This is a genomic window from Paenibacillus elgii NBRC 100335 (genome assembly GCF_004000865.1).
In the GTDB taxonomy this organism is placed as follows: domain Bacteria; phylum Bacillota; class Bacilli; order Paenibacillales; family NBRC-103111; genus Paenibacillus_G; species Paenibacillus_G elgii.
Genome location: NZ_BIMB01000063.1, coordinates 18,636 through 42,943, shown reverse-complemented (window position 1 = coordinate 42,943; position 24,308 = coordinate 18,636). Strand labels below are relative to the sequence as shown.

At 53.8% G+C, this 24,308-nt stretch carries 22 protein-coding genes, 3 tRNA genes and 1 riboswitch; of the genes, 16 read left to right on the top strand and 9 right to left on the bottom strand.

Features of this window, described 5'->3' with window-relative positions:
- The first annotated feature begins 14 nt into the window (after window positions 1-14).
- From PEL01S_RS30160 to PEL01S_RS30140, 5 genes are all read left to right on the top strand, one after another.
- A tRNA-Leu gene (locus PEL01S_RS30160) sits at window positions 15-98 on the top strand.
- Between the two features lie 7 nt (window positions 99-105).
- Window positions 106-180 (top strand) — tRNA-Gly (locus PEL01S_RS30155).
- 16 nt (window positions 181-196) lie between these two features.
- Window positions 197-270, top strand: a tRNA-Arg gene (locus PEL01S_RS30150).
- Between the two features lie 438 nt (window positions 271-708).
- The gene (locus PEL01S_RS30145) at window positions 709-1,428 is read left to right on the top strand and encodes a thioesterase II family protein (RefSeq protein ID WP_127462859.1); all 720 of its coding nucleotides are present in this window, start codon (window positions 709-711) and stop codon (window positions 1,426-1,428) included.
- Between the two features lie 439 nt (window positions 1,429-1,867).
- Entirely contained in the window at window positions 1,868-3,340 is a 1,473-nt protein-coding gene (locus PEL01S_RS30140) for an amino acid permease (RefSeq protein ID WP_127462858.1), read from the top strand.
- A gap of 48 nt (window positions 3,341-3,388) precedes the next feature.
- Here PEL01S_RS30140 and PEL01S_RS30135 read toward each other — a convergent pair whose 3' ends face one another.
- From PEL01S_RS30135 to PEL01S_RS30120, 4 genes are all read right to left on the bottom strand, one after another.
- Complete coding sequence (locus tag PEL01S_RS30135; protein ID WP_127462857.1) at window positions 3,389-4,696, bottom strand: dicarboxylate/amino acid:cation symporter; 1,308 nt, start codon at window positions 4,694-4,696, stop codon at window positions 3,389-3,391.
- Window positions 4,697-4,841: 145 nt separating this feature from the next.
- Window positions 4,842-5,588: a response regulator gene (locus PEL01S_RS30130; RefSeq protein WP_127462856.1), complete on the bottom strand. Its 747-nt coding sequence runs from the start codon at window positions 5,586-5,588 to the stop codon at window positions 4,842-4,844.
- 55 nt (window positions 5,589-5,643) lie between these two features.
- Window positions 5,644-7,224 carry an ATP-binding protein gene (locus PEL01S_RS30125; protein WP_127462855.1) on the bottom strand — a complete coding sequence of 527 codons (1,581 nt, stop codon included), beginning with the start codon at window positions 7,222-7,224 and terminating at the stop codon, window positions 5,644-5,646.
- A 142-nt stretch (window positions 7,225-7,366) separates the two neighbouring features.
- Complete coding sequence (locus PEL01S_RS30120; protein ID WP_108534481.1) at window positions 7,367-7,828, bottom strand: hypothetical protein; 462 nt, start codon at window positions 7,826-7,828, stop codon at window positions 7,367-7,369.
- Window positions 7,829-7,980: 152 nt separating this feature from the next.
- Here PEL01S_RS30120 and PEL01S_RS30115 point away from each other — a divergent pair, with 152 nt between their 5' ends.
- Both PEL01S_RS30115 and PEL01S_RS30110 read left to right on the top strand, forming a co-directional pair.
- Window positions 7,981-9,045 carry a TRAP transporter substrate-binding protein gene (locus tag PEL01S_RS30115; protein ID WP_204343806.1) on the top strand — a complete coding sequence of 355 codons (1,065 nt, stop codon included), beginning with the start codon at window positions 7,981-7,983 and terminating at the stop codon, window positions 9,043-9,045.
- 157 nt (window positions 9,046-9,202) lie between these two features.
- Complete coding sequence (locus PEL01S_RS30110) at window positions 9,203-9,607, top strand: RHS repeat domain-containing protein (protein WP_063183723.1); 405 nt, start codon at window positions 9,203-9,205, stop codon at window positions 9,605-9,607.
- A 61-nt stretch (window positions 9,608-9,668) separates the two neighbouring features.
- Here the strand turns inward: PEL01S_RS30110 and PEL01S_RS30105 are convergent, their stop codons facing one another.
- Complete coding sequence (locus PEL01S_RS30105; protein WP_127462853.1) at window positions 9,669-10,388, bottom strand: 3D domain-containing protein; 720 nt, start codon at window positions 10,386-10,388, stop codon at window positions 9,669-9,671.
- A gap of 208 nt (window positions 10,389-10,596) precedes the next feature.
- Here PEL01S_RS30105 and PEL01S_RS30100 point away from each other — a divergent pair, with 208 nt between their 5' ends.
- The 7 genes from PEL01S_RS30100 to phnE (PEL01S_RS30070) all read left to right on the top strand — a co-directional run bounded on the left by PEL01S_RS30100 (window position 10,597) and on the right by phnE (PEL01S_RS30070) (window position 16,638).
- Window positions 10,597-11,412 carry a uroporphyrinogen-III synthase gene (locus PEL01S_RS30100; protein WP_127462852.1) on the top strand — a complete coding sequence of 272 codons (816 nt, stop codon included), beginning with the start codon at window positions 10,597-10,599 and terminating at the stop codon, window positions 11,410-11,412.
- A 96-nt stretch (window positions 11,413-11,508) separates the two neighbouring features.
- Window positions 11,509-12,432: an ABC transporter ATP-binding protein gene (locus PEL01S_RS30095; RefSeq protein WP_127462851.1), complete on the top strand. Its 924-nt coding sequence runs from the start codon at window positions 11,509-11,511 to the stop codon at window positions 12,430-12,432.
- The gene (locus PEL01S_RS30090; RefSeq protein ID WP_127462850.1) at window positions 12,425-13,198 is read left to right on the top strand and encodes an ABC transporter permease; all 774 of its coding nucleotides are present in this window, start codon (window positions 12,425-12,427) and stop codon (window positions 13,196-13,198) included. The genes PEL01S_RS30095 and PEL01S_RS30090 overlap by 8 nt, the downstream gene beginning before the upstream one ends.
- Window positions 13,199-13,318: 120 nt before the next feature.
- Complete coding sequence (locus PEL01S_RS30085; RefSeq protein WP_010499596.1) at window positions 13,319-14,119, top strand: lipid II flippase Amj family protein; 801 nt, start codon at window positions 13,319-13,321, stop codon at window positions 14,117-14,119.
- A gap of 172 nt (window positions 14,120-14,291) precedes the next feature.
- Window positions 14,292-15,065, top strand: a complete 774-nt coding sequence (gene phnC, locus PEL01S_RS30080; protein ID WP_010499597.1) for a phosphonate ABC transporter ATP-binding protein — start codon at window positions 14,292-14,294, stop codon at window positions 15,063-15,065.
- Complete coding sequence (gene phnE / locus PEL01S_RS30075; protein ID WP_127462849.1) at window positions 15,062-15,853, top strand: phosphonate ABC transporter, permease protein PhnE; 792 nt, start codon at window positions 15,062-15,064, stop codon at window positions 15,851-15,853. The genes phnC and phnE (PEL01S_RS30075) overlap by 4 nt, the downstream gene beginning before the upstream one ends.
- A complete protein-coding gene (gene phnE, locus PEL01S_RS30070; protein ID WP_063183713.1) occupies window positions 15,850-16,638 on the top strand; it encodes a phosphonate ABC transporter, permease protein PhnE in 789 nt (262 codons plus the stop codon). Before phnE (PEL01S_RS30075) ends, phnE (PEL01S_RS30070) begins: the two co-directional genes overlap by 4 nt.
- 93 nt (window positions 16,639-16,731) lie before the next feature.
- On the opposite strand, the gene PEL01S_RS30065 is transcribed toward phnE (PEL01S_RS30070), so the two are convergent.
- Window positions 16,732-17,616 (bottom strand): LysR substrate-binding domain-containing protein, encoded by an 885-nt coding sequence (locus PEL01S_RS30065; RefSeq protein WP_127462848.1) that lies wholly within the window; start codon window positions 17,614-17,616, stop codon window positions 16,732-16,734.
- A 126-nt stretch (window positions 17,617-17,742) separates the two neighbouring features.
- Between PEL01S_RS30065 and thrC the strand changes: the two genes are divergently transcribed.
- On the top strand, window positions 17,743-18,996 hold the full coding sequence (gene thrC, locus PEL01S_RS30060; protein WP_127462847.1) for a threonine synthase: 1,254 nt from the start codon (window positions 17,743-17,745) through the stop codon (window positions 18,994-18,996).
- A 60-nt stretch (window positions 18,997-19,056) separates the two neighbouring features.
- Here the strand turns inward: thrC and PEL01S_RS30055 are convergent, their stop codons facing one another.
- Window positions 19,057-20,022 carry a phosphate/phosphite/phosphonate ABC transporter substrate-binding protein gene (locus tag PEL01S_RS30055; RefSeq protein WP_063183708.1) on the bottom strand — a complete coding sequence of 322 codons (966 nt, stop codon included), beginning with the start codon at window positions 20,020-20,022 and terminating at the stop codon, window positions 19,057-19,059.
- Window positions 20,023-20,219: 197 nt separating this feature from the next.
- On the opposite strand from PEL01S_RS30055, the gene PEL01S_RS30050 reads away from it, so the two are divergent.
- The gene (locus PEL01S_RS30050) at window positions 20,220-21,803 is read left to right on the top strand and encodes a bifunctional metallophosphatase/5'-nucleotidase (protein WP_127462846.1); all 1,584 of its coding nucleotides are present in this window, start codon (window positions 20,220-20,222) and stop codon (window positions 21,801-21,803) included.
- A gap of 91 nt (window positions 21,804-21,894) precedes the next feature.
- On the opposite strand, the gene PEL01S_RS30045 is transcribed toward PEL01S_RS30050, so the two are convergent.
- Together PEL01S_RS30045 and PEL01S_RS30040 are read right to left on the bottom strand one after the other, a co-directional pair.
- Window positions 21,895-23,220: a nucleobase:cation symporter-2 family protein gene (locus PEL01S_RS30045; protein ID WP_275587249.1), complete on the bottom strand. Its 1,326-nt coding sequence runs from the start codon at window positions 23,218-23,220 to the stop codon at window positions 21,895-21,897.
- Between the two features lie 50 nt (window positions 23,221-23,270).
- Window positions 23,271-23,870, bottom strand: a complete 600-nt coding sequence (locus tag PEL01S_RS30040) for a xanthine phosphoribosyltransferase (protein ID WP_063183703.1) — start codon at window positions 23,868-23,870, stop codon at window positions 23,271-23,273.
- A gap of 164 nt (window positions 23,871-24,034) precedes the next feature.
- A riboswitch (purine riboswitch) is annotated at window positions 24,035-24,137 on the bottom strand.
- Window positions 24,138-24,308: the final 171 nt, after the last annotated feature.

Here is a 24,308-nt window from a genome sequence, read left to right as displayed (position 1 = left end):
CCAAAATCGAATATGCGGTCGTGGCGGAATTGGCAGACGCGCTAGATTCAGGTTCTAGTGGTGTAACAGCCGTGGAGGTTCGAGTCCTCTCGACCGCATCTTTACGCGGAAGTGGCTCAGGGGTAGAGCATCGCCTTGCCAAGGCGAGGGTCGCGGGTTCGAATCCCGTCTTCCGCTCCATTTCTTTAAAAATTGTGTGCCCTTAGCTCAGCCGGATAGAGCGTTTGACTACGAATCAAAAGGTCGGGAGTTCGAATCTCTCAGGGCACGTACTTGCCGCTTAATAAAGCGGACATAAAAATAAGAGTTGTTTTGAAGAATGTAGAAATACTGACTTCAAGACAGCTCTTTTTTTGTTGTATTGTTTGGCAAATGATCCGAGAGACATGATTTAATAGAATCTTTTGCTTTTTTTCATTAATGTATTACAAAAACTAAATATACATTACCTATTTTATTTGGTAAAATATAGGTCACTGCAGTTTGTGGATCACATCCATCTTTTTTATGAATTTCTATGCATCACGCACAAATTTAAAGCAAGGGAGGTTTGGAGAGGATCATATTCATTTTGGCGTTTATAGCAAACCGATGAATGGTCATCGACAGATGGGCTCCGGACGTAAGAACTACAACTGAAGACAAGAAGAAGCCGGATGGACCGTCTTATGATATGGCTCTATAAAACGAATTGGGGTGTTTCTTTCCATGAGTAAAATCCAGTTATTTTGTCTACCTTATGCGGGCGGATCGGCTACGATCTATTCCAAATGGAAAAGATTATTGAATGCGGATATTGAATTGTATCCTGTGGAATTGGCCGGCAGAGGCCGGAGATTTAACGAGTCTCCATATGCTAACGTAGAAGAAGCAATTGAAGATATTTATCGTGAGATCAGCGGGAAACTCCATGCTCCGTTTGCTTTGTTCGGACACAGTATGGGAAGCTTGCTGACGTATGAGATCTGCTGCAAAATTAAGCAGCAAAAAGGCGTGGAGCCGGTGCATATCTTTGCATCCGGGCGCCGGGCGCCGCAGTGTCCGCATGACAGGAAGGTGATGCATCTTCTCCCTGAAGCTGAGTTCATGACAGAAGTACAACAACTGGGAGGAACACCGCCAGAACTGTTTGAAAACCGGGAATTGGCAGAGATTTTTATGCCGCTTTTAAGAGCGGACTATAAGCTGGTAGAAACCTATGCTTACCATGAAAAAAATATAAAGTTCGATTGCAGTCTTACCGTATTGAATGGAAAAGAAGACGACATGGTTCCCGAGCATCTGACCGCTTGGAGTGACCACACTAACGGTTCCTTCAATATTGTTGAGTATGATGGCGGACATTTTTTCATTCACGACCATACGGAGTCTATCGTTAAAAAGATTAACGAAACATTAAGCAGAGTAGCTTTATCATCGGGCAGATAGCATAGGCCCACACATAGTAGGGATAGTAGGGGATCGTCATCCATTCTGACGGCCCCTTTCTGCTTCAGCTGAAGAAATACTATCGGTAAGCTCTCGTATTGTAGTCCCTAGCAACGCTTCTAGAGTTTAAAAGAAGGCCTTTGAGACGTAAATTTAGTATAGCCCTCCGATGTGTCCATCCTCCTGTTAAGTCGTCCTCATTCCTCAATTTTCTTATAAAAGAAAGCTGTCAAAAGATAGGACTAGATAAAAGGAAACGAAATATGATAGAATGGGTAGGCATATTGTTTAGATTTTATGAATAAACCTAAGAGGACCAAGTAGTCGCATACAGGTTGCGGCTTTTTTTATGCCCTACGAACTAGTTTGAAGCATTGAAAGCGCCATAAAAAATCTTTGATGAGGGTGACCTTAACATTTTTAGAAGGAGTAGCGATCTATGAACTCTACCCGAGTGGACAATTCTTCATCCCCGAATCAGTTGAAAAGAGGGCTGGCGGCCCGGCACATGACTATGATTTCGCTCGGCGGTTCCATCGGTACAGGCCTGTTTCTGGCCAGCGGCGGAGCCATTCATTCGGCAGGCCCGGGCGGAGCGTTCCTTGCGTATTTGATAATCGGCATCATGGTTTATTTTCTGGTGACGAGCTTAGGCGAAATGGCTACTTACATGCCGGTATCTGGGACGTTCAGCACGTATGCGTCCCGCTTCGTGGACCCGTCGTTCGGGTTCGCGCTTGGCTGGAACTATTGGTACAACTGGGCGATTACGATAGCCGCCGAGCTGTCCGCAGCGACACTGATCATTAAATTTTGGCTTCCGGATAGTCCTTCCTTCCTCTGGAGCGCGTTGTTTCTTGCCTTGATGGTGGGGCTCAATCTGCTTTCGGTAAAAAGCTATGGAGAGTCGGAGTACTGGTTTGCGTTAATTAAGGTCGTCACGATCATTATATTCATCGGAATCGGCATTCTGATGATCGTCGGCATCTGGTCCAGCGAAGCGGTCGGATTGCGCAACCTTACGATTGGCGATGCGCCTTTCCACGGAGGATTCCTGGCTGCGCTCGGCGTATTTATGGCCGCAGGATTCTCTTTTCAGGGGACGGAGCTGGTAGGGATAGCCGCCGGGGAGAGCGAAGATCCGCGCCGCAACGTGCCTAGGGCGATCCGTTCGGTTTTCTGGCGCATTCTATTGTTTTATTTGATTGCTATCGCGGTAATCGGTCTGCTTATTCCGTATACGAACGAAAATTTGGCAAGTGATAACGTGGCGATGAGCCCGTTCACGATGGTATTTGAAAAAGCCGGCCTCAGCATCGCCGCGTCGGTGATGAACGCCGTCATTCTTACATCGGTACTGTCAGCAGGGAACTCCGGCATGTACGCGTCGACGCGGATGCTGTGGGTGCTGGCCAAAGAAGGGAAAGCGCCGCGGTTTCTTGCCAAGCTGAGCAAGAGAGGCGTTCCGGTTTATGCGTTGCTGGCGACGAGCGCATTAGGCATGTTCGCGTTCTTGTCTTCCTCGTTCGGGGACGGTGTCGTCTACACTTGGTTGCTTAATGCATCCGGAATGTCTGGCTTTATCGCTTGGCTCGGCATAGCGATAAGCCACTACCGCTTCCGTAAGGCTTATGTCGCTCAAGGCCACGACATCAACGATCTGCCGTACAAAGCGAAATGGTTTCCGTTCGGGCCGATCTTGGCTGGGGTACTGTGCGCTATCGTAATCGTCGGTCAGTGTATGGGCGGGATTAAGGACGGTACGGTCGATTGGGCTTACCTGTTTGCTTCTTATATCGGTATTCCGCTCTTTTTAGTGATTTGGCTGACGTATAAGTGGAAGCATAAAACGAAGATGCTGAAGCTGGAAGAATGTGTGTTCGACGAGACGATTGAGGAACGGTCGAAATAGGAAATAATAAAGCAGCCGCTCCGGCAAGGGGCGGCTGTTTTTTGTACGTTAGTTCGTAGTGAGGGCTTTGGATTCGCTGCTTACATATACGCCTTCTTCCGAAGAAGGGGAGACCGGGATCGTCTGATTGTCGAACTGCTTCTCGCTCTTCGCAATGACGACGGTGGCAACGCTGTTGCCGATCAGGTTCGTAATGGCGCGGGCTTCGGACATGAAGCGGTCAACGCCAAGCAGAAGCGCCATGCCTTCGATCGGGATCACGTTGCCCGGAATTGCGGCAAGCGTGGCCGCCAAGGTGACGAAGCCGGAGCCGGTAACGCCTGCCGCACCTTTGGAGGTCAGCATCAGCACACCCAGCAGCGTTACAATTTGGAGCAATGTCAGTTCAATGCCATAGGCTTGCGCGATAAATAGCGCTGCCATCGATAAGTAAATCGACGTGCCGTCCAGGTTGAACGAGTAGCCGGTTGGGACGACCAGACCGACGACTGACTTGGAGCAACCGTATTTCTCAAGACGTTCCATCAAGCGCGGCAGCGCCGATTCGGAGGAAGACGTGCCGAGCACTAGCAAAATTTCTTCTTTGATGAACTTCAGCAGATTGAAGATGCTAAAGCCGTAGAACCGGGCTACTGCGCCGAGAATAACGATGACGAACAGAATCATGGTGATGTAGACGGAGCCCATCATTTTGCCAAGGGAGAACAGGGAGGCAATCCCGAATTTCCCGATCGTATAAGCCATGGCTCCGCCGGCGGCAATAGGAGAGAAGCGCATGATCATGGCGACCAATTTAAAGAAGATATCGTTCAATTTCTCGAAAAATTGCGTGACGGGTCTCGATTTCTCACCCAGGGAAGCCATAGCGAAACCGAACATCACGGAGAACAGGAGCACCGGCAGCATGTCGCCTTTGGCGAGCGCGCCTACGACGCTGTCCGGAATGACGCTGAGCAGAAAATCCATAAAGCCGTGCGGAGTTTCCGCCGCTTGCTTTGCATATTTCGCCACGTCGGCCGCATTGGCTCCAACTTTGCTGACATCCATGCCGGAACCGGGGCGGACGAGATACATGACGGCAATCCCGATCGCCATGGCGAAGGTCGTGATGATTTCGAAATACAGCAGCGCTTTGCCGCCGATCCGGCCGATTTTTTTCATATCTCCCATATTCGCGAAACCGATTACAATTGTGAAAAAGACGATGGGGGCGATGACCATTTTGATCAGCTTAACGAACATATCGCCGAGCACTTTAAGCTGCACCCCGAATGATGGGAAAAATTGTCCGATCAAGATCCCGAGGACAATGGCAATCAGGACCTGGACCGTAAGGTTTTTGAAGTTGATTTTCATGGAAATTCCCTCATTTCTACATTACGTTCTCTTTTCGTGTTTTTATGTTATCGCTTTCATAATGGCTTGTGAATCATTTGGACATATTGGTTGTTTTGGTCTTTTTGGTCTTAAGAGCGCACAAAAAAACGGACCGCGTTGTTCGTTAACGCGATCCGCCATGCGGAGAGGATAATCTGTATTTATTGACGGGGCGGCCGACCCCGTATTGGAGGTCAAGACGGACTTGACCGCTCTTCTCCAAATAATCGAGATAGCGTCTGGCCGTCACTCTGGCGATGCCGACGCCTTCGGCGACCTCCTCCGCTGAAAGCGCCTCCGATTGCAGGACCAGAAATTGCACAATCTGTTTGAGGGTTACGGCTTGAAGCCCTTTGGGTAACTCCGGCGGCTCTTCCTTTTGCCCTTCTGGCGAAGACGCATCCTGCGTTCTTCCGAATAGCAGCCGGTCCAGCTCGGATTGAGAAGCGGGGCGGCCGCTGTCGAGCGCTGACTTCATCTGCTTGTAATGCTCAAGCGCCTGCTTCACCCGTTCGAATTTAAACGGTTTCATAATGTAATCGACGGCCCCGTTCTGAAGCATCCGCTCGATGGTTCGCATATCGTTGGCCGCGCTGATCACCATAACATCGACGGGGGCTTGATTTCGGCGGAGCTCCAGCAGCGTCTCGATGCCGTCCCGCACCGGCATGAAAATATCGAGGATAACCAGATCCGGCTGCAGCTCCTTCACCATGCGTAAGCCTTCATCCCCGCTGGAGGCGATGCCGACGACACGAAAGCCTTCCACTCGCTCGACGAATTGACTGTTGACCTCCTGTACCATCGGATCGTCTTCAATCAGCAGGACGCGGAGAGTGTCCCGCTTGACTTTGTTCATATCGTCTTCCATGTTGCTTATCATCTCCTCGCTTTCACCATAAAGTAAGGGCATCGAGCTGCAAAAATTACTGCATCGGGAACGTAATGATGAACGTCGTTCCTTCTCCCGGGGCCGATTCGATCTGAATCGAGCCGCCGCCTTTCCGCACGATACCGTCGATCAGATGGAGGCCGATTCCGCGTTCGCCGCCGCCTTTAGTTGTAAAACCATGCTCGAAGATGCGGGCTTTGACGGACTCCTCCATGCCGCAGCCATTGTCTTCAACGAGGACGGACAGCACCTCGTCATCTTGTTCAAGGCTGATAAAGATATGTTTGTTCTCCTTGGTTTGATGATGCAAGGCGTCAAAAGCATTTTCCAGGAGGTTGCCGAGCAGAATGACGAAATCGTGATGATCCAGCCGTTCGGGAAACCGCTCCAGCCGACTTTCCCGGTCGATTGTCACCTCAATACCAAGCTCGCGGCCGCGGCTGACTTTACCAAGAAGCAGACCGGTCAAGCTTTCGTTATGAATGCGGCTGTCCAGAAAACGGGTCAACTCTTCTTTCTGTTCGGTCATCTCGAACAAGTAGTCAAGCGCTTTCTCGTTGCTGCCGAGCTGAATCAAGCCGCCGATCGTATGCAGCTTGTTCATGTATTCGTGGTTTTGCACGCGCAGCGCATCGACGAAGGTCCGGACGCCAGTTAGCTCTTCGGCCATCCGCGTCACTTCCGTCCGGTCTTGAAATATGGCGACGGCGCCGACGGTTTGTCCGCCTACGGTAACTGGCACCCGGTTGCTCATGATCGGTGTGCCTTGAATGACCAGCTCTTGATTGAAGATCGGATGATTAAGCTCTAATATTTCGGGCAGCCGCGTATCGGGGAGCACCTCCCAGATCGACTTGCCGACGACGTCGCCCGATACTTTGAGCATCTGTTTCGCCTTCTCGTTGAAAATCGTGATGCGTTCGGACTTATCGATGGCAATGACTCCCTCGTGCATCGCGTTGAACGTCGCCGTACGTTCGAGCAGCAGCGCGGCAATTTCGTGTGGCTCCAGCTCGAACATCTGCCGCTTGATATGCTGGGCGAGCTTCCACGATCCCCACAGCCCGAAGAGCAGGGAGATAAGCAGCACGACGTAGGCTTGACTCGACAGGTCCAGCAGCACCTGCCCGACGGTCGGCTGGATGCGACCGACGAGCGCGACGCCGACCTGTGCATGCTCGGCGTTCATAATCGGCACGAAGGCGCGCAGCGCCGTGCCGAGCTCGCCCTCCGCCTTGGACACGTAAGTGTGCTCGGCAAAGGCGGGGCCTTCGTCGGCGCCGGACGAAACGGTGCCGATTTTGCTTTCCACCGGATGCGACAGCCGCAGCCGGTGCATATCCATCACGACGACGTAGGTCACGTCGTTGATGATGCGAATGCGCTCGGCGGCAAGCTGGATGCCGTCGCGCATTCCGGGGTCCGCAATGCCGGAGACGATCTCCGGCATCTGCGCTACGGTGCGAGCGGTCACAAGCAGCCGCCGCCCAAGCTCTTCCTCTTTCAGTCGGACGATGCTGCCAAGGAGTATCGTCCCTCCGATACAGAGCGAGAACAGGACGATGCCGAACGACAAAATCGCGATTTTCCAGTTGATTTTCAAGCGCTGCAGCATAATCCGTCCCGCCCACCTTTCTACGATATATTATCATACAACAGGAAGCTGCGGATGGAAAACAAAACAGCCCTGTCTTCCGCAACCGGGATGGAGCGGGGACGGGCTGTCGATAAGCGGATACGTATGGAATCGGAAGGAATTATCCTCCCGGCATCTTCTTTTTCTCTTCCTTCCCTTTCCCTTGCTGCTGCTCCGGGGATTTGTTTTTCTTGTCGGTCGATTCTTCTTTTTTCGTCCCGGCTTTGCCTTCTTGCTGCTTGGACTGCTGCTTTTCCTTTTTGCCGCCAGCCCACGGGTTGCCTCCCATGCGAACTTTTTCTTGGAATTCGAGTTCCCGCTTCAACATTTTTTGCTGATCCTTTTGCAGCTTTTTCAGCTGCTTTTTTTCTTCTTTGCGGATCTTTTCCTGCTGTTCGTGCTCGTTCTTTTTTATATCCTGATACAGCTTCAACTGCTGTTGAAGCATCGTCCCGCTCGGCTTATTTTGCTGCTGTTTTTTACTCTGTTGCTGCTCTTGTTTTTTTCCGCCGCCGCAGCCCGTCAATACGATCGGCATCAGCAGAAGGCACCAAAGCAGACCCCGTACGAATCTTGCCGGCATCTCGTCTGAAACCTCCTTCGTTTGCGGGGAATCGTCCGCGTTTTCTTTAGTTTAACCGTTTCTTCAAAATTCATGTTCGGCTGTATAGTCTTCATTGAGTTAGGCGGTGACATATGGTATTGTACATCATGATCATGACACTCCGGAGGTGAATGGGCGTGAGGCCTTTGCTCGGAACGCTGCTTGTTGTATTAATCGGACTTGCCGCTGCCGTGGCGATCGGTTTTTATCCCGGATTTTCGACCACATCCGACGTCGCGGATGATGAGCAAGAAGGCTTCGATCAGGCGCTGGTCATTAAATTCAGCCATGTCGTTGCCGAAAATACGCCAAAAGGCTTGGCGGCCCAAAGGTTTGCCCGCCTGATGTCCGAAAAAACAGACCGCCGCGTGAAGGTCGAAGTGTTCCCGAATGCCGTTCTGTATAACGATACCGACGAAATGGACGCGCTTATGCGCGGTAACGTGCAGATGATCGCCCCTTCGTTTGCCAATGTGTCCGAGCATGTTCCGGCATGGCTGACGTTTGACCTGCCGTATGCGTTCGTGAGCGATGAAGCGGTACAGGAGGCGTTTGACGGCGAGCTCGGGAAGCTGCTGTTTGATAAGCTGGCAAGCAAAAATTTGGTCGGCTTGTCCTATTGGGGCAACGGCTTCAAACAAATGACTTCCAATAGGGGGCCGCTGATCCATCCTTCGGATTTCAAAGAACAGCGCTTTCGCATTTTGCCGAGTAAAGTGATCGAAGCGCAGTTTCGACAGTTTGATGCAAAAACGACGCCGATTCCGTTCAACGAAGTTTACCGCGGCCTGGAGTCGGGCGTCGTGGACGGCGAAGAGAATACGATTTCCAACATCCGCACGAAAAAGTTTTATCAAGTGCAAAAATATATGACCATCAGCAACCACGGATATCTCGGGTATACGGTGCTGATGAACAAATCGTTCTGGGACAAGCTGCCGGGAGATGTCAAGAAGCCCTTACTAGAAGCGCTGGAAGAAACGGCGCATTGGGCCAATGAGAATGCGATCGAGATGAACCGCCGCCAGCTTGAAGAGCTGCGCCATCAGGGGGGACTGGAAATTCATGTTCAAACGCCGGAGGAGCGCCGCGAGTGGATGCAGCGATGGGAGCCGATCTATCAGGAATTCGAGGCTGCGATTGGAAAAGATGTTATGAGCCGCATTCGCGGGCTGCGGGAAAAGTACGGCGGTTGATGAAAGCGATGACGGCGGTATGTTGGAATTCGACAACTTTTTTGCAAGATAACTCTTGTTTTTGACCAGATATTGAAAAATAAACATAAATCACTATAAAAGTTGTAACATGGGAATAGTTTCTGGGAACCAATAATATATACGAGGAGTCATGGTCATGAAAAAAATCGTATCTTTGGCTGTACTTTCGGCGTTATCCCTTACATCCATCGCCAACGCTGCAAATGCAGAACAGTTGGCACCGAATGCGATTCGTTCAACCGTTGTAGCTTCCGAGTCTATCGATGAATTTGCTCCTTACGGACTTGGCATGGAGTTTCAAACTGTAACCGGCGCATATGAGTACGTCATAGTAATCTTAAATACAAGCGACAATTCAATAGTAACTGTAGAAACTTCCGGCAATGGGATGACTTATGGAGATGCGAAATTAGGTACCGTGTATAAGCTGTGGGTTCGGGCATACGATAAAAATGGTAGACTGCTTAGACAAACAGATCCCAATGGAAATTATGTAAAATATACCACACCCGGTCAAAAGGTAAATCTAACTTGGAAATAAACAAAAAAAGCAGGCTACTTGATTAAAAATTGATCAAGCAGCCTGCTTTTTTTGCCTTTATTTACGCCGTACCTTCAAGCACGTATACCTTCACATTTTTCTTCACGCCGAAGTCGCGGGCCTGCTTTACGTCGTCCATGAACAAGTCGATTCGCGTGCCGCGGATCGCCGATCCGATATCTTCGGCTTTGCGGACGCCAATACCGTCGATGAAAACGGTCGAGCCCATCGGGATCACCGAAGGATCGACGGCGATCGTGCGTCCTTCCTCGGCTTTGTTGCCGCTATAGGTGATGCCGTATTCCGGATGGGACGGCTTCTTGCCGGTCGATTCGACTCCCGCGGTATAAGCGGTTAACGTGGAAGTGAGCACCTGCTGTATAATGCTCGCTTGTCCTTCAGGCAGCTCAATGCCGGCTTGTTCCGACGGAATCTGCAGCTGCTGTCCTGCCTGGAGCGATCCCGGATCGTTGATTCCATTGATGGCTAGCAGTGTCTCCACGGGGATTCCGAACGATCTGGAGATTCGATAAAGCGTATCGCCCGAGCGCACTTTATAGGAGACAGGGGAAGGCATTGTCTTCAAGACAGGACCTTCCGTCTGTGATTCAGTCTCTGCATCTCTTTGCAGGATCGCATCCCATTCCTGGGATGTCATGGCCGTTTCGGCCAGGTCCGAAGATGTATGGTAGGCGTAGGCGGACCGCTCGGCCACCGCTCCCACGGTGACGATAAGAATGAGGCAAAGCGCGAGCCGAGAAATACGAGGACTATTTAACATACCTTATTGCTCCTCCTTTAAAAAAGCTAGAGTGATAGTACTAGATTTGCCCGCTTTCGCCGAATTTAAACCGGCAAGCCAAAATTCGTTTCTCCAAATCTATTGATTGAACGGCAATCTTCCAGTATAGTACGAACTATATGTCAGATATGGTGACGCATTGCAGGAATACGCGACCGGCAGAAGGTCCGCACAAGGAGGCATCGGGATGAGCAGACTTGCAGGAAAACGAATTGCGCTTACTGGACCGAGGAAAGCGGCGGAGCTCAGCGTCATCGTGGAAAAGTTGGGCGGGATGCCGATCTTGCGGCCGGCCCAAGGAACCGTTGCCGTCGAACGGGAGCAAGTGGAGGCGGAAATCGCCCGGCTGATCGAGACGGGGATCGATTGGGTAATTCTTACGACAGGGATAGGCACGGAGCTATTGGTGCAAGCGGCCGAAGACATGGGCCAAAAGGAAGCGTTCGTCGAAACGCTGAGTCAAGCCCGAATCGCGGCCAGAGGCTACAAAACGATCAATTACTTGAAAACGCTGGGGCTAACCCCTGCCGTTCGGGACGAGGATGGAACGACGGCCAGCCTGATCGAGGCGATGGCGCCTTATGAGTTTCAAGGGCAAAGGGTGGCGCTGCAGCTGTACGGTGACACCGCGCCAAGGCTTGTCCAATGGCTCACCGAGCGACAGGCGTCGTACCGTGAAATTTTGCCGTATCGGCACGTTCCGCCCGCTTTGGAGGTGGTGGACACGCTGCTGAATGAAATCGTGAGCGGCGCTATCGATGCCGTGACGTTCACCAGCACTCCGCAGGTCCGGTTTTTGATGGCTTATGCGCGGGAACAGGGGATGGCGGACCGGGTGAAGGAAGCTTTTGCGAGCGGTGTCGTCGCCGTGGCAGTAGGCAAAGTAACGGCTGAAGCGCTTCGCGAAGAGGGTATCGCACGGGTCGTTGCACCTGAGCAGGAGCGGATGGGCAGCATGATCGTCAGCCTGGCGCAGTATTACGAGCAGGAATCCGGGGCGTAGAGCGTCGGCCGGTTCCGAAATTTGGTCAGTGATTTCAGGTATGGTATACTTTCCGTGTTAGGAAGGTATGCCCTATTTTTTACATATGGAGGCATTATGGAAACGACTCCGGTAGTACAATTGCAGCAGGTAACCAAGCAAATCGGCTCCAAAACGATTGTGGACGGGCTGTCCTTCGCGGTGAAGCCCGGCGAAGTGTTCGGTTTTCTCGGACCGAACGGCGCGGGCAAGACGACAACGATCCGGATGATGGTCGGATTAATGGCCATCACGAACGGAGAAGTGCTGATTCAGGGACACAGTGTGAAAACAAGGTTCGAGCAAGCGATGCTTCATGTCGGCGCGATTGTGGAAAATCCCGAATTTTACGGGTTTATGACCGGGTATCAGAACCTGGTTCATTTTGCCCGGATGATGCCGAATGTCACAAAAGAGCGTATTGACGAAGTGGTTCGGCTGGTGAAGCTGGAGAACCGCATTATGGATAAGGTCAAAACGTATTCGCTCGGCATGCGGCAGCGTCTCGGCGTAGCCCAGGCAATCCTGCACCGCCCGTCGGTGCTCGTGCTCGACGAGCCGACCAACGGTCTGGACCCCGAGGGAATCCGCGAGCTGCGCGATTATTTGCGCCGCTTGGCTGCGGAGGAAGGGCTGGCGGTCATCGTTTCGAGCCACTTGCTGTCGGAGATGGAATTGATGTGCGACCGCGTGGCCATTATTCAGAACGGACGGCTGCTCGATGTCCGGTCGTTCAAGGAGGCGCCTTCGGAGACGGAGGACGTTGAGGTCCGATTTGAAGTCGACCGCCCCGATGCGGCTCTGGAGCTGCTTGGCGAGGCGAATCGTGCGAAAACGGAAGGCTCGGAGCTCGTCGTATGGCTGCCGAATCGGCGCGAAGCGACCGCCGAGCTTAACGCCCGCTTCGTTTCGGCGGGAATCCGGGTTTACGGCATTCGGACGCTGACCAAAACGCTCGAGGAGCAATTCCTCGAAGTGACGGGAGGGAACCGGATTGTCTAGCGTATTTCGCCTTATACAGAACGAACAGATGAAAATTTTTACCCGTCTGCGGACATGGATTATGCTCGCTTTTGTCGTCCTGGCGGTCGTCTCGATGGGAGCGATGATGAAGTATGTCCTCGAGTCGGGGATGAATCACGTTCTTCAATTCATGAGCTTCTCGGCGAGTCTCGCTCCGCTCGTCACGATTTTTACCGTCATTGTGGCGGGCGACAGCGTAGCTTCCGAATTTACGTGGGGCACGGTGAAGCTACTGCTGATCCGCCCGGCCTCCCGCGGCAAAATTTTATTGGCCAAGTACGTATCCGTGCTGCTGTTCATTGTCGAGCTGCTGCTGCTTATGCTGATCATCTCTTATTTTACGGGGCTTGTGCTGTTCGGCGTCAGCGGCTCGGTTGCGCCCGACGGGACGATGCCGTCCATCCTTCAAGGATATGGAATCAAGGCCATAGAGATCGTGATGACGGCGACGCTGGCTTTTATGATTTCGACCGTTTTCCGGAGCAGCTCTCTAGCGATCGGACTTTCCATCTTCCTGATGTTTGTGTCCGGAACGCTCGTAACCATTTTGGTGCAGCTCAGATATACCTGGGTCAAATATTTGTTGTTCGCCAATACGGATTTGACTCCGTATTTGCATGGGGGCAAGCCTTTAGTCCCCGGGATGACGCTCGGCTTCTCTCTGGCCGTTCTGGCCGCTTATTGGATTGTATTCTATGCCATCTCCTGGCTGCTGTTCACGAAGAGGGACGTTGCAGGCAGCTAGCACGATAAAGAGACGTCATTCAACCGGTAAACCACTGCAAACGCGACAGCCGTCTTTGTTCTTGCGAATCAAGCGTGCGGTCGCGTTTTTGGCTTGTCTGCAAAACGAAGGAGGGGAAGCATGGTCGGATCGGTATGGCTCGTATTTGCGCTGACCCTGATCATCCATGGCGTGGAAACGCTATCTTATGCGGTAAGATTGGCCGGCATCCGAACAGGAAAGCTGGCGGTCGCCTTGTCGCTCACCGGCATCATCGTTCTGATCTCCAGAACTTCGAACATGCTTCAAGGCACGTTATTCGGCAATTTGATCGATAAAGCGAAGAATGACCCGGACATTGCGCTCGGGTTTCAATTTCATCTGATCTTGATCGGGGCTTCCGTCGGGACGCTGGCGGCGCTTCTCGTTTTTCCGACAATGGTGTTCGTGTCCGCGCGGCTGATCGCCCGGCTTGAGGTTGTCGGGTCGCTGCCGCTCCTGATCCGGGAGTCCGTGACGATCGACAAGCTGAAATCAGTCAAGCGCGTATTTCGTCTGCCGCGTATGGAGATGCTCAGCCGGCTGCGGATCGGCGGGATTCCGAAGCGGCTTTTGCTGATGAATACCTTGGTCACGGGCATCTACACGGTCGGCGTATTATCCGCGCTGTACGCGTCTTATCTCGTTCCAGAGCATGGGACAAGCGCCGCGCAATCGTCAGGTCTGATCAACGGGATTGCCACCATTTTGCTGACCATCTTCATCGATCCGCGAGTGGCGCTGCTGTCCGATAAGGCGATGTCCGGCAAGGTGAAGCAGGCGGAGCTCCATAAAATGTTCGGCATCCTGATGCTGTCGCGGCTGGCCGGCACCTTGCTTGCCCAGCTTTTGCTTCTGCCGGGAGCGAAGGTGATTTCGTTCATTTGCGGGCTGTTATTTTAAAATCGCAGCGACTTCTATTCTTTTACAGTCTTAGGAATCAAGTCCTGCCGACAAGAAGTGTTAAGCTTTCATTAATATGGTCATTTAAGTCACATTGGAAGAGGAAAAACGCGATTCATGTCGAATTAAAATCTGTCAGTTTAAATTAGTTAAAGGGGACTATCATTAGACTATGATTGAATTCCAGAATGTGTCCAAGGTGTATCCAAACGGAACCGTAGGTCTCAAAAATATTAATTTGACCATGGACAAAGGCGAATTTATTGTTATCGTCGGTCTCTCGGGAGCGGGAAAATCGACGCTGCTGCGCTCGATCAACAGACTACATGAAATTACCGACGGCCAGATTCTCATCGACGGGCGATCGATTACGGCGGCAAAGGGAGCCCAGCTCCGAAATCTGCGCCGCGATATCGGCATGATTTTTCAAAATTTCAACTTAGTTAAACGTTCCTCCGTTCTTCGCAACGTTCTTTCCGGCCGCGTCGGTTACCATTCGACGCTGCGAACGCTGCTCGGGCTGTTCCCGAAGCAAGACGTGGAGCTTGCGCTACAAGCGCTTGAGCGCGTAAATATTCGGGAGAAGGCGTATGCCCGTGCGGACGAATTGTCCGGCGGACAGCAGCAGCGCGTCTCGATCGCCAGGGCGCTTGCTCAAGAGGCAAAAATCATTTTGGCGGACGAACCGGTCGCCTCGCTGGACCCGTTGACCACGCGTCAGGTCATGGACGACCTGAAACGGATCAATCAGGAGCTCGGCATCACGACCGTCGTTAACCTTCACTTTATTGACTTGGCGCGGGAATACGCGACCCGCATTATCGGCCTGCGCGCCGGAGAGATCGTGTTCGACGGTCCCGTATCGGAAGCGACGGACGAGGCCTTCTCGGGCATTTACGGGCGGGCGATCAAGAAGGACGAGCTTCTGGGGGTGGAGGCGGAATGACCGGGCCCGAACGCCGCGATATCCTGAAAAAGCCGTCCAATGCGAAGTCGTATATGACGACGCTGGTTCTGATTTTTCTGTTATGGTGGAGCGCGGATAAAACCGACTCCAGTATTGTCACGCTGATCAATGGCTTCCCGGAGATGGGCAAGCTGCTCGTTGAGATGATTCCTCCCGACTGGAGCTATATCGATGTCGTCTGGAAGCCGATGATGGAAACGATACAAATGGCGGTGATCGGTACGACGCTTGGCGGGCTGGTCGCGATTCCGATCGCTTTGCTTGCAGCCGGCAACGTAACCCGCAGCCCGTGGATTTACCATCCGGCGCGCATTATTCTCAACCTGATCCGGACGATCCCGGAGCTGCTTTTTGCCGGATTGTTCGTTGCGATCTTCGGCATCGGGGCGATGCCCGGGGTGCTGGCGCTCGCCTTCTTCTCCTTCGGCTTGATCGCCAAGCTGACCTACGAGTCGATCGAAGCGGTCGATCCGGGCCCTTTAGAAGCGATGACGGCCGTTGGGGCCAACAAGCTGCAATGGATTCATTTTGGCGTCGTGCCGCAGGTGGCTGCGCAATATATCGCGTATTTTTTGTACACGTTTGAAGTCAATGTCCGGGCTGCCGCCGTGTTAGGCTTGGTCGGTGCGGGCGGGATCGGGTTAACGCTCGACCGGACGCTACAGCAGTTCCGTTATGACCGTTCGGCCCTTATCATTATTTTGACGCTGGCGATCGTGCTGCTGATTGATTTCGTGAGCACGAAGATAAGGGAGAGGCTGTTATGAATCAGACGACTAAAAAACCGTTCCGCATTCGCTTCTGGCTTGTGGCGATCATTATATTGGCCATTTATCTCTGGTCTTTTCTCGGCATTAAGTTCGAAGGCTTGACGGAAAATGCCGGCCGGGATTTCGCCGCCATTCTCCGCGGCTTGTTCCATCCCGATTGGGGCTATGTCTACATGCCCGAAGGCGAGGATCTGATCCGGGGACTGCTCGATACGCTCGCGATTTCCATTATCGGTACGTTTATTTCGGCGTTTCTGTGCGTGCCGTTTGCTTTCTGGGCGGCGAACAACATGAGCCGTTTCCGCTGGGTATCTGGCAGCGGCAAATTTATGCTGAGCTTTATCCGAACGTTCCCGGAAATCATCATGGCGATCATCTTCATCAAAGCGGTGGGCCCGGGCGCTTATGCCGGGGTGCTGGCGCTAGGCTTGCACTCGATCGGGATGCTCGGGAAGCTGTATTCAGAGGCGATCGAAAATCTCGATCTCGGGCCGACCGAGGCGCTGACCGCCTGTGGCGCCAACCGCCTGCAGGTGCTGTGGTTCGCCGTCATTCCGCAGGTGCTGCCGCACTTCTTCTCGTATGCGCTGTACCGCTTCGAGATTAACATCCGTTCCGCTACCATCCTTGGTCTGATCGGGGCGGGTGGGATTGGGGCGCCGCTCATTCTGGCGCTGGAAGCCCGCGCATGGAACCGCGTCGGCGTTATTCTGCTCGGGATCATCGTCATGGTCACCATTATCGATATTATTTCTTCCGCTATTCGCAAACGTCTGGTGTAGGTGTAGTTCACAAAGCCCGCTTTTTTCGGATCACATTGTCCGAAAGCGGGCTTTTTTATGCGGAAAATGTCGCCCGCTTCTTCTTATTCGCCCCTAAACCCGGCCGGTAATCAGCTCGACAAACGCCGCGGCTTGTCCGGTTAGCGGTTCGCCCTCGCGCCTATAGATGGCAATCGGGTTTTTCACCTCAGGATGCTTCACCCGCACCCGCACGACCTCGCGGCGCTCTACGAACTCTCGCACCTCGGAGGCTGAAGCGAAGAGCACGCCGTAGCCCGCAGCGACCGCCCGTACGGCTTCGTTCATCCCGCCCAGCTCGACGCCGATATCGGGCGAGGCAAGGCTTGACATCCGGCATAAGGCGAGCAGCATTTCGCGGGTTGAGCTGCCTTCCTCGCGCATGATGAACGTTTCTTTCAATAGATCGGCGAGCCCGACTTCCTGGCCTGCATACGAATGATCCGGAGGGACGACGAACCACATCGGGTCCTCGAATAGCACGGTGCGTGTCAACCGAGGGGAAGCGGCGGCGCCACCGCCGATGACGGCGATGTCGGCTTCGTACCGTTCCAGCCGCTCAAGCGACTGCTGGGCGTTCCCAGTATATTGGGTCAGCCGCACCTCGGCAAACTTCCGCTTGTAGGCGGCGATCCAGCCGGGCAGCAAAAAGTTGGCCGGAAGGTACGTCGCGGCGATCCGCAGCGTGCCGGACCGTCCTGCCCGGTAATCGTCGACGAGCGTTTCCAGCTCCTGCTCCAGAGCGAATAAGCGCTCGGCATGGCCGGCGAGGAACGTTCCCGCTTCCGTGAGCCAAATCCCCCTTCCTTTCGGGGCCAACAAGACGAGGCCGAGCTCCTTCTCCAAGTTGCGGATCTGCATCGTGACCGCAGGCTGGCTGATACGCAATATCTCGGAGGCGCGGGTGACGCTTTGGCTCCGGGCGACGATATGAAATATTTTTAACGCGTGGAGGTTCATAGGCTTCGCTCCATTCATAAAATTAATTTATGGTTATTTGAAATAAATATATTATACTTATATGTTTTTTCGTTTTATTGTAAAGTCGAACGAAGCAAATCGCAATAGCGAAAAGGAGCGAGCGGGATGAAATTGAGCTGTACGGAGTGCGGACAAGAACGGAGTCTTACCGATCCGGTATGGCGCTGCGAATGCGGCGGGCTGCTTCAGGTCGAGCAGAGTCTTGGTGCGTTAGACGGCGAGAAGCTGCGGCACGTCTTCGACGAGCGTCTGGCGGAGCGCAATACGCCTTATGCGAGCGGGGTGTGGCGCTATAAGGAGCTGATTCATCCGGAGCTTCCGATGGAGGGGATTGTAACCAAATACGAGGGCAACACGGGGCTGTATGGCTCCGAACCGGTCCGCCGGTTTACCGGAGTCCGGAACTTGCGGCTCAAGGCGCAGAGCGAGAATCCGAGCGGCTCCTTCAAAGATAACGGGATGACGGTCGCCGTATCGCAAGGCGTCTGGCTTGGGTATGAGCGGTTTGCCTGCTCGTCGACGGGAAATACGTCTTCGTCGCTTGCAATGTACGCAGCGCTTTCCGGCAAAACCTCGTATGTCTTTGTCCCGGAGGAAGGCGTCGCAGACGGGAAAGTGCTGCAAACGGCGGCTTATGGAGCGCGAATGATCCGGTTCCAAGGCACCTACGACGATGGGATTCGCTTCTTGGAACGGCATGCGGCCGAGCTGGGGATGTACGTATGCAATTCGATTAATCCGTTTCGAATCGAGGGGCAAAAAAGCATCGTCTACGAAATCGCCCAGGCTCTAAACTGGACGCTGCCGGATTGGATCGTGCTGCCCGGCGGGGCGCTGAGCAATGGTTCCGCGCTCGGGAAAGGGTTGCAGGATATGCTGGCGACAGGACTCATTCCGCGCATGCCTCGGGTGGCGATCGTGCAGGCAGAGGGCGCGAGTCCGTTCCACCGGATGATCGAGCACGGGCTGAAGGAGCTGGTCCCGGAGCCCAGGCCGCATACGCTGGCCAGCGCGCTGAATATCGGCAACCCGCCGAGCTGGAAAAAAGCTGCCGACGTGCTGCAAGCGACCCGCGGTGTAACGGTTTCCGTGACGGATGAGGAAATCATGGAGGCGAAAGCGGTGATCGACCGGGCGGGCATCGGCTGCGAACCGGCTTCTGCGGCGTCGGCAGCCGGGCTTCGCAAGCTGGTCGCGCAGGGCATCGTGGATAAGGACGAGACGGCGGTGTGCATTTTAACCGGGCATATGTTAAAGGACACCGACGCTTTGCAGCGGTATGTGACGAGAGCTGCTGACGACGCAGGCATCCCAGTGTCTTCAGCGTTGGAACTGGGGCAAGTCAAGGAGCGCCTGTAACGCAAAAAAGGAGCGCCGCTGCAGAAAGCAGGGTGCTCCTTTGAATTAAAAATATATAACTTACTTCTGACCGATGCCTTTGGAATATTCGCGAACGACGTCGAATTTCTTGTCGTCGGATTTCATGTAGCCGCGGTGGGAGTATACGTCGAAAATGATTTTTCCGCCTTCCGGGTCTTTGCCGATATCGATGAACGCTTGAGCGATTTTGTCTCTCCACGTTTGATCCATATCGTTACGCACGGTGATTGTGTCGTTCGGAATCGGAGCTGTAAAAGCAACCACTTTCGTTTTCTCGAAAATGTCCGGAATGTCTTTCTTCACTGTGTTGCGCGCGTCTTGGAACACAGCTGCTGCATCCACTTGCCCGTTCATCACGGCCAGAATGCCTTTGTCGTGCCCTTTTACTTCGATGCCTGTTACGTCTTTCTCCGGATCGACGCCCGCTTTTTTCATTTCGTTGGCCGGCCATACGAAGCCTGCGGAGGACGTTACGCCTTGCCAAGCGATTTTTTTGCCTTTCAGGTCTTTCAATTCTTTGATTGGGGAATCTGCTTTGACGATGATCATAGCTTTGTAGAAGTCAACCAAGTCTTTGGTGTCGGCTCCCGTTTTTTCGTCTACGCCGTAACGTTGAGCTTGCAGAAGCAGGTCCGCCGCTTTCTTCTCGTCATGCGCCAGCACGTATGCGTTCGGAGGCAGGAAGCCGATATCGACTTGCTTGGAAGCCATCGCTTCAATAACGGTGTTGTAGTTGGTTGAAACGGATACTTTAACCGGAATGCCGAGCTTGTCGCCGAGCAGCTTTTCCAGCGGCTTCGCTTTCGCTTCCAGCGTCTCTGCGCTTTGGGAAGGAACGAATTGCACTTTCAATTCTTTAGGCTGATAGCCTTTTGGCGCAGACGCTTCTTGCTTTTTGTCGGAAGGAGCAGGGGTTGCATTGTTCTCTGTTTTCGTACCGCAACCTGCTGCAATCCCGGCGGTAAGCACCAGGGACAGACTTACTGCTGCAAACTTTTTAAACATGGAATGGACCTCCTGTTAACTTGTTAAATCAAAATCCATTTCCTACTATACCACAGATTCGGATAACCCATAGTAAATTTTTTGTGAAAAAGCCCTAAAAATGTCGAAAAATATTTTTAGATCCCGACGGATGGTTCTCCGGCGCTAAATTTGATATAGTGGATTCAATTCTATGGAAAAACGGAGTTGAATTCAAGGTGGTTCAAAAGCTGACAGTCACGATTCTGGAAACAAGCGACCTTCACGGGGCGCTGCTGCCGATCCAGTATGCCAACAACAGCGCAACGGAAACAGGCTTCGCCAAAATCGCATCGATCATTCGCAAGGAGCGCCAAAAGGGCGGGCCGCTGCTGCTTATCGATAATGGGGATTTGATTCAAGGGACGCCGCTGGCGTATCATCATGCCAAGCTGAACGGCGGGGAGCCGAATCCGATGATCCAGTGCCTGAATGAGCTCGGGTACGACGCGGCCGTTATCGGGAATCACGAATTCAACTATGGGATGGAGCTGCTGCGCAAAGCGGTCGGGGAATCGAGCTTCCCTTGGCTCAGCGCCAATATCGTCGATGAGGCGACGGGCGACCCGGTATTCGGCAAGCCTTATCTGGTGAAAACGCTCGAGCAGGGGCTCAAAATCGGCGTGCTGGGGCTGACGACGCCTTACATCCCGCATTGGGAGAAGCCTGAGCATATCGCGGGCCTGCGCTTCGAGGATGCCGTCGAGACGGCCAAGCGGTGGGTGAAGCATTTGCGCGAGCGCGAGGGAGTAGACGTTGTGATCGTCTCCTACCACGGAGGGTTTGAGCGGCACCTGGAATCCGGCGAGCCGACGGAGCCGTTGACAGGGGAAAATCAAGGCTATGCGCTCTGCCGTGAGGTGGAAGGCATCGACGTGCTGCTCACAGGTCACCAGCACCGTTCCATCAGCGGAACGAGCATCAACGGGGTGACGGTTGTGCAACCCGGCAGCGCAGGCGCCTGGCTCGGTAAAGTCACGCTGACGCTGGGATTGGAAGCGGGAAGCTGGCGCGTTCTGGAAGCCGCGTCTGAACTGGTATCCCCGCAAGGCGAAGCGCCGGATGCCGCGGTGCTGGCTATCGTGGAGCCGCACGAACGCCTTGCGCAGGTATGGCTCGATCAGCCGATCGGGCGTCTGCTTGGCGACATGCGCGTGACCGATCCGATGCAGGTCCGGCTGAAGGAGCATCCGCTCATCGAGTTTATCAACCGGGTGCAGATGGAGCTGACGGGAGCGCCGATCTCGAACACCGCGCTGTTCGACAACATTTCGCCGGGATTTCCCGAGCATATCACGATGCGGGATATCGTCTCCAATTACATTTATCCGAACACGCTGCAGGTCATTCGGGTGTCGGGGCAGGATATCCGCGCCGCGCTGGAGCGTTCGGCCTCGTATTTTGCCCATTATGACGGGCACGGCCCGGTGCAGGTGAGTGCGGAATTCAGCGATCCGAAGCCGCAGCATTACAATTACGACATGTGGGAAGGTATTGAGTACCGCATCAACATTTCGCGTCCGGTAGGACAGCGGATCGTCGAACTGAGCTATAACGGCAAGCCGATCGATCCGGAAGCGGAATACGACGTCGTCATGAACAATTACCGGGCGGCAGGCGGCGGAAACTACTTGATGTTCCAAGGGAAGCCGGTCGTGAAGGACATTCCGACCGATATGGCGGAGCTGCTGGCCGGCTATATTATGGAGCGGGGAACGATCGAAGCATCGCTGAACCGGAATTGGGAAGTCATTTGGGATTAAACCCATAGGATATATGGCAAAAAAAGAAGACTGCGGTTCTGTGAGTTTTGCGTTTCACAGGCCGTAGTCTTCTTCTATGATGTCAATTCGATTAGTTCGCGGCGCCTTGCGGCTGCGAAGCATCGGCAACCGACCGTTTCCGCCTAAGGTTGAACACCAGATTCAGCACGATCGCGGTGAAGCTGCCTGCGACAATACCGTTGCCAGTCAAAATTTGCACGGCTTGCGGCAGTTGGTTGAACAGCGTCGGAACGACCGTCACGCCGAGGCCCATGCCGACGGAGCAGGCGATGATCAGCAGGTTTTCATGGTTGTTCAGATCGACCTGCGAGCCGAGCATGCGGATTCCGGAGGAGACGACCATGCCGAACATGGCTACGGTTGCGCCGCCGAGCACGGGGGTCGGGATCAGCGTCGTCAGCGCCGCGACTTTCGGGATCAGGCCAAGGACGATCAAAATGCCGCCTGCGGTCATGATCACGTCGCGCGTCCGGACGCCGCTCATTTGGATCAGCCCCACGTTCTGCGAGTACGTCGTATACGGGAAGGCGTTAAACAGGCCGCCGAGAATGATTGCGAGACCTTCCGCGCGATAGCCGCGGGTCAAATCCTCGGAGCGGATGTCGCGGTCGCATATTTTGCCGAGAGCCAGAAAGACCCCGGTCGACTCCACCAGGCTGACCGCAGCGACCAGAATCATCGTCAGCACGGAGGTGATTTCAAACGTCGGCATGCCGAAGTAGAGCGGGTGCACCATATGAAACCAGGAAGCTTCATGGAACGGAGCGAAGCTGACTTTGCCGAGCAGCGCCGCGACGAACGTCCCGGCAATCAGTCCGAGCAGAATTGAGATTGCCCGCCAAAAGCCTGTGAAAAAGCGGTTCATGGCAATAATCAGCGTGAGCACACCGAACGAAAGCAGCAGGTTGACCGGCGCGCCAAAATTCGGGTTACCGACCCCGCCGCCCATATCGTTCAGCGCCACGGGAATGAGCGTGAGCCCGATGATTGTGACGACCGAGCCGGTCACGACCGGAGGGAAGAAGCGGATCAGCTTGCCGAACAGTCCGGCGAAGATGACGACGAACAAGCCCGCGGCCAGGATGGCGCCGTAGACGGTCGAGATGCCGTGCTGGCTGCCGATGGCGATCATCGGGCCGACGGCCGTGAACGTACAGCCGAGCACGACCGGCAGGCCGATGCCGAAGAAGCGGTTGCTCCAAACTTGGAGCAGGGTCGCGATGCCGCACGTTAACAGGTCGATCGAAACGAGATAGGCGAGCTGCTCCGGCGACAGCTTCAGCGCGCTGCCGACAATCAGCGGCACGATGACGGCGCCGGCGTACATGGCGAGCACGTGCTGCAGGCCGAGCGAAAACCGCCGCATCGGCGGCTGGCCGGTTGTTTTTGCATTCATAGACACAGGAAGGATACCTCCGGGAATGGATTGTTGGGCACGGATTTGATTTATACCGGATTCGTCTGCGGCTCAGGCTTGTCCGCGAACGTGACCCGTCCATCCGCCAACGAAGCGATGGGCGCGAGCGACTCTACGCGATAGCCTGCGTCCAGAAGCTTCCGGCCCCCGGGCTGAAAAGCCTTCTCGATCACGATGCCGATACCGGCTACCGTAGCGCCCGCTTTCTCGGCAATCCGGGCCAACCCGAACGCCGCTTCGCCGTTGGCGAGGAAATCGTCGATCAACAGCACCCGGTCGCCGGGCGACAAAAACTTTTTGGAGACGGATACTTCGCTTTCCTCCTGCTTGGTGAAGGAATACACCTTCTCCGTCAGCAGATCGTCCCGCAGCGTCAGCGACTTACGCTTGCGTGCGAAAATGAGCGGCACGCCGAGCTGCAGCGCCGTCATGACGGCGGGAGCGATCCCGGATGATTCGATGGTCAGCACCTTCGTAATGCCTTCGCCGGCGAAACGGGCGGCGAATTCTTTGCCGATCTCCATCATGAGGACGGGATCGACCTGGTGGTTCAGAAACGAGTCTACCTTAAGCACCTGTTCTCCGAGCACGATTCCTTCCTGCAGCACTTTGTTTTTAAGCAGTTCCATTACTTTCTCCTCCCGAACGTTAACAAGATCCTAAGCCCGATAAACACAAAAAGCCCGATTCGTCCGTTTCTACATAAGAAACGGGCAATCGAGCGATACGCAAAAGCAAGAAAAGGCGCAAAATGGTCGGCCGGGCTGCAAGCAGCGGCGGTTCTCCCTTCTGCGTCCGTATGTGTACCGCTCGTAGTCCTGCCGTTGCGGAGGCAGGGTAGAGACTCGCAGGCCGATTCATCCTGCAATTATACGAGCTTTTTTATATTCGTTTCCGGCGCTTTACTGTATGCCATTATATACGATACGGCCAGTTTGCGCCAGTTCAAAAATACGGGAAACGGCGTTTTCCCGGCAGAAGCTTCCGTGAGGCGCATCAGCGGACAGGATAAGGATAAAATCGTTATAAAAGTTTTCCACCTTGCAGCACCGCAGCCGATTATGAGT

What these genes read in the sequence shown, in the direction of transcription:
- PEL01S_RS30145 (WP_127462859.1), top strand. Translation starts at nt 709, where the DNA reads ATGAGTAAAATCCAGTTATTTTGTCTACCTTATGCGGGCGGATCGGCT.
- PEL01S_RS30140 (WP_127462858.1), top strand. Translation starts at nt 1,868, where the DNA reads ATGAACTCTACCCGAGTGGACAATTCTTCATCCCCGAATCAGTTGAAA.
- PEL01S_RS30135 (WP_127462857.1), bottom strand. Translation starts at nt 4,696, where the DNA reads ATGAAAATCAACTTCAAAAACCTTACGGTCCAGGTCCTGATTGCCATT.
- PEL01S_RS30130 (WP_127462856.1), bottom strand. Translation starts at nt 5,588, where the DNA reads ATGGAAGACGATATGAACAAAGTCAAGCGGGACACTCTCCGCGTCCTG.
- PEL01S_RS30125 (WP_127462855.1), bottom strand. Translation starts at nt 7,224, where the DNA reads ATGCTGCAGCGCTTGAAAATCAACTGGAAAATCGCGATTTTGTCGTTC.
- PEL01S_RS30120 (WP_108534481.1), bottom strand. Translation starts at nt 7,828, where the DNA reads ATGCCGGCAAGATTCGTACGGGGTCTGCTTTGGTGCCTTCTGCTGATG.
- PEL01S_RS30115 (WP_204343806.1), top strand. Translation starts at nt 7,981, where the DNA reads ATGGGCGTGAGGCCTTTGCTCGGAACGCTGCTTGTTGTATTAATCGGA.
- PEL01S_RS30110 (WP_063183723.1), top strand. Translation starts at nt 9,203, where the DNA reads ATGAAAAAAATCGTATCTTTGGCTGTACTTTCGGCGTTATCCCTTACA.
- PEL01S_RS30105 (WP_127462853.1), bottom strand. Translation starts at nt 10,388, where the DNA reads ATGTTAAATAGTCCTCGTATTTCTCGGCTCGCGCTTTGCCTCATTCTT.
- PEL01S_RS30100 (WP_127462852.1), top strand. Translation starts at nt 10,597, where the DNA reads ATGAGCAGACTTGCAGGAAAACGAATTGCGCTTACTGGACCGAGGAAA.
- PEL01S_RS30095 (WP_127462851.1), top strand. Translation starts at nt 11,509, where the DNA reads ATGGAAACGACTCCGGTAGTACAATTGCAGCAGGTAACCAAGCAAATC.
- PEL01S_RS30085 (WP_010499596.1), top strand. Translation starts at nt 13,319, where the DNA reads ATGGTCGGATCGGTATGGCTCGTATTTGCGCTGACCCTGATCATCCAT.
- phnC (WP_010499597.1), top strand. Translation starts at nt 14,292, where the DNA reads ATGATTGAATTCCAGAATGTGTCCAAGGTGTATCCAAACGGAACCGTA.
- phnE (WP_127462849.1), top strand. Translation starts at nt 15,062, where the DNA reads ATGACCGGGCCCGAACGCCGCGATATCCTGAAAAAGCCGTCCAATGCG.
- phnE (WP_063183713.1), top strand. Translation starts at nt 15,850, where the DNA reads ATGAATCAGACGACTAAAAAACCGTTCCGCATTCGCTTCTGGCTTGTG.
- PEL01S_RS30065 (WP_127462848.1), bottom strand. Translation starts at nt 17,616, where the DNA reads ATGAACCTCCACGCGTTAAAAATATTTCATATCGTCGCCCGGAGCCAA.
- thrC (WP_127462847.1), top strand. Translation starts at nt 17,743, where the DNA reads ATGAAATTGAGCTGTACGGAGTGCGGACAAGAACGGAGTCTTACCGAT.
- PEL01S_RS30055 (WP_063183708.1), bottom strand. Translation starts at nt 20,022, where the DNA reads ATGTTTAAAAAGTTTGCAGCAGTAAGTCTGTCCCTGGTGCTTACCGCC.
- PEL01S_RS30045 (WP_275587249.1), bottom strand. Translation starts at nt 23,220, where the DNA reads ATGAATGCAAAAACAACCGGCCAGCCGCCGATGCGGCGGTTTTCGCTC.
- PEL01S_RS30040 (WP_063183703.1), bottom strand. Translation starts at nt 23,870, where the DNA reads ATGGAACTGCTTAAAAACAAAGTGCTGCAGGAAGGAATCGTGCTCGGA.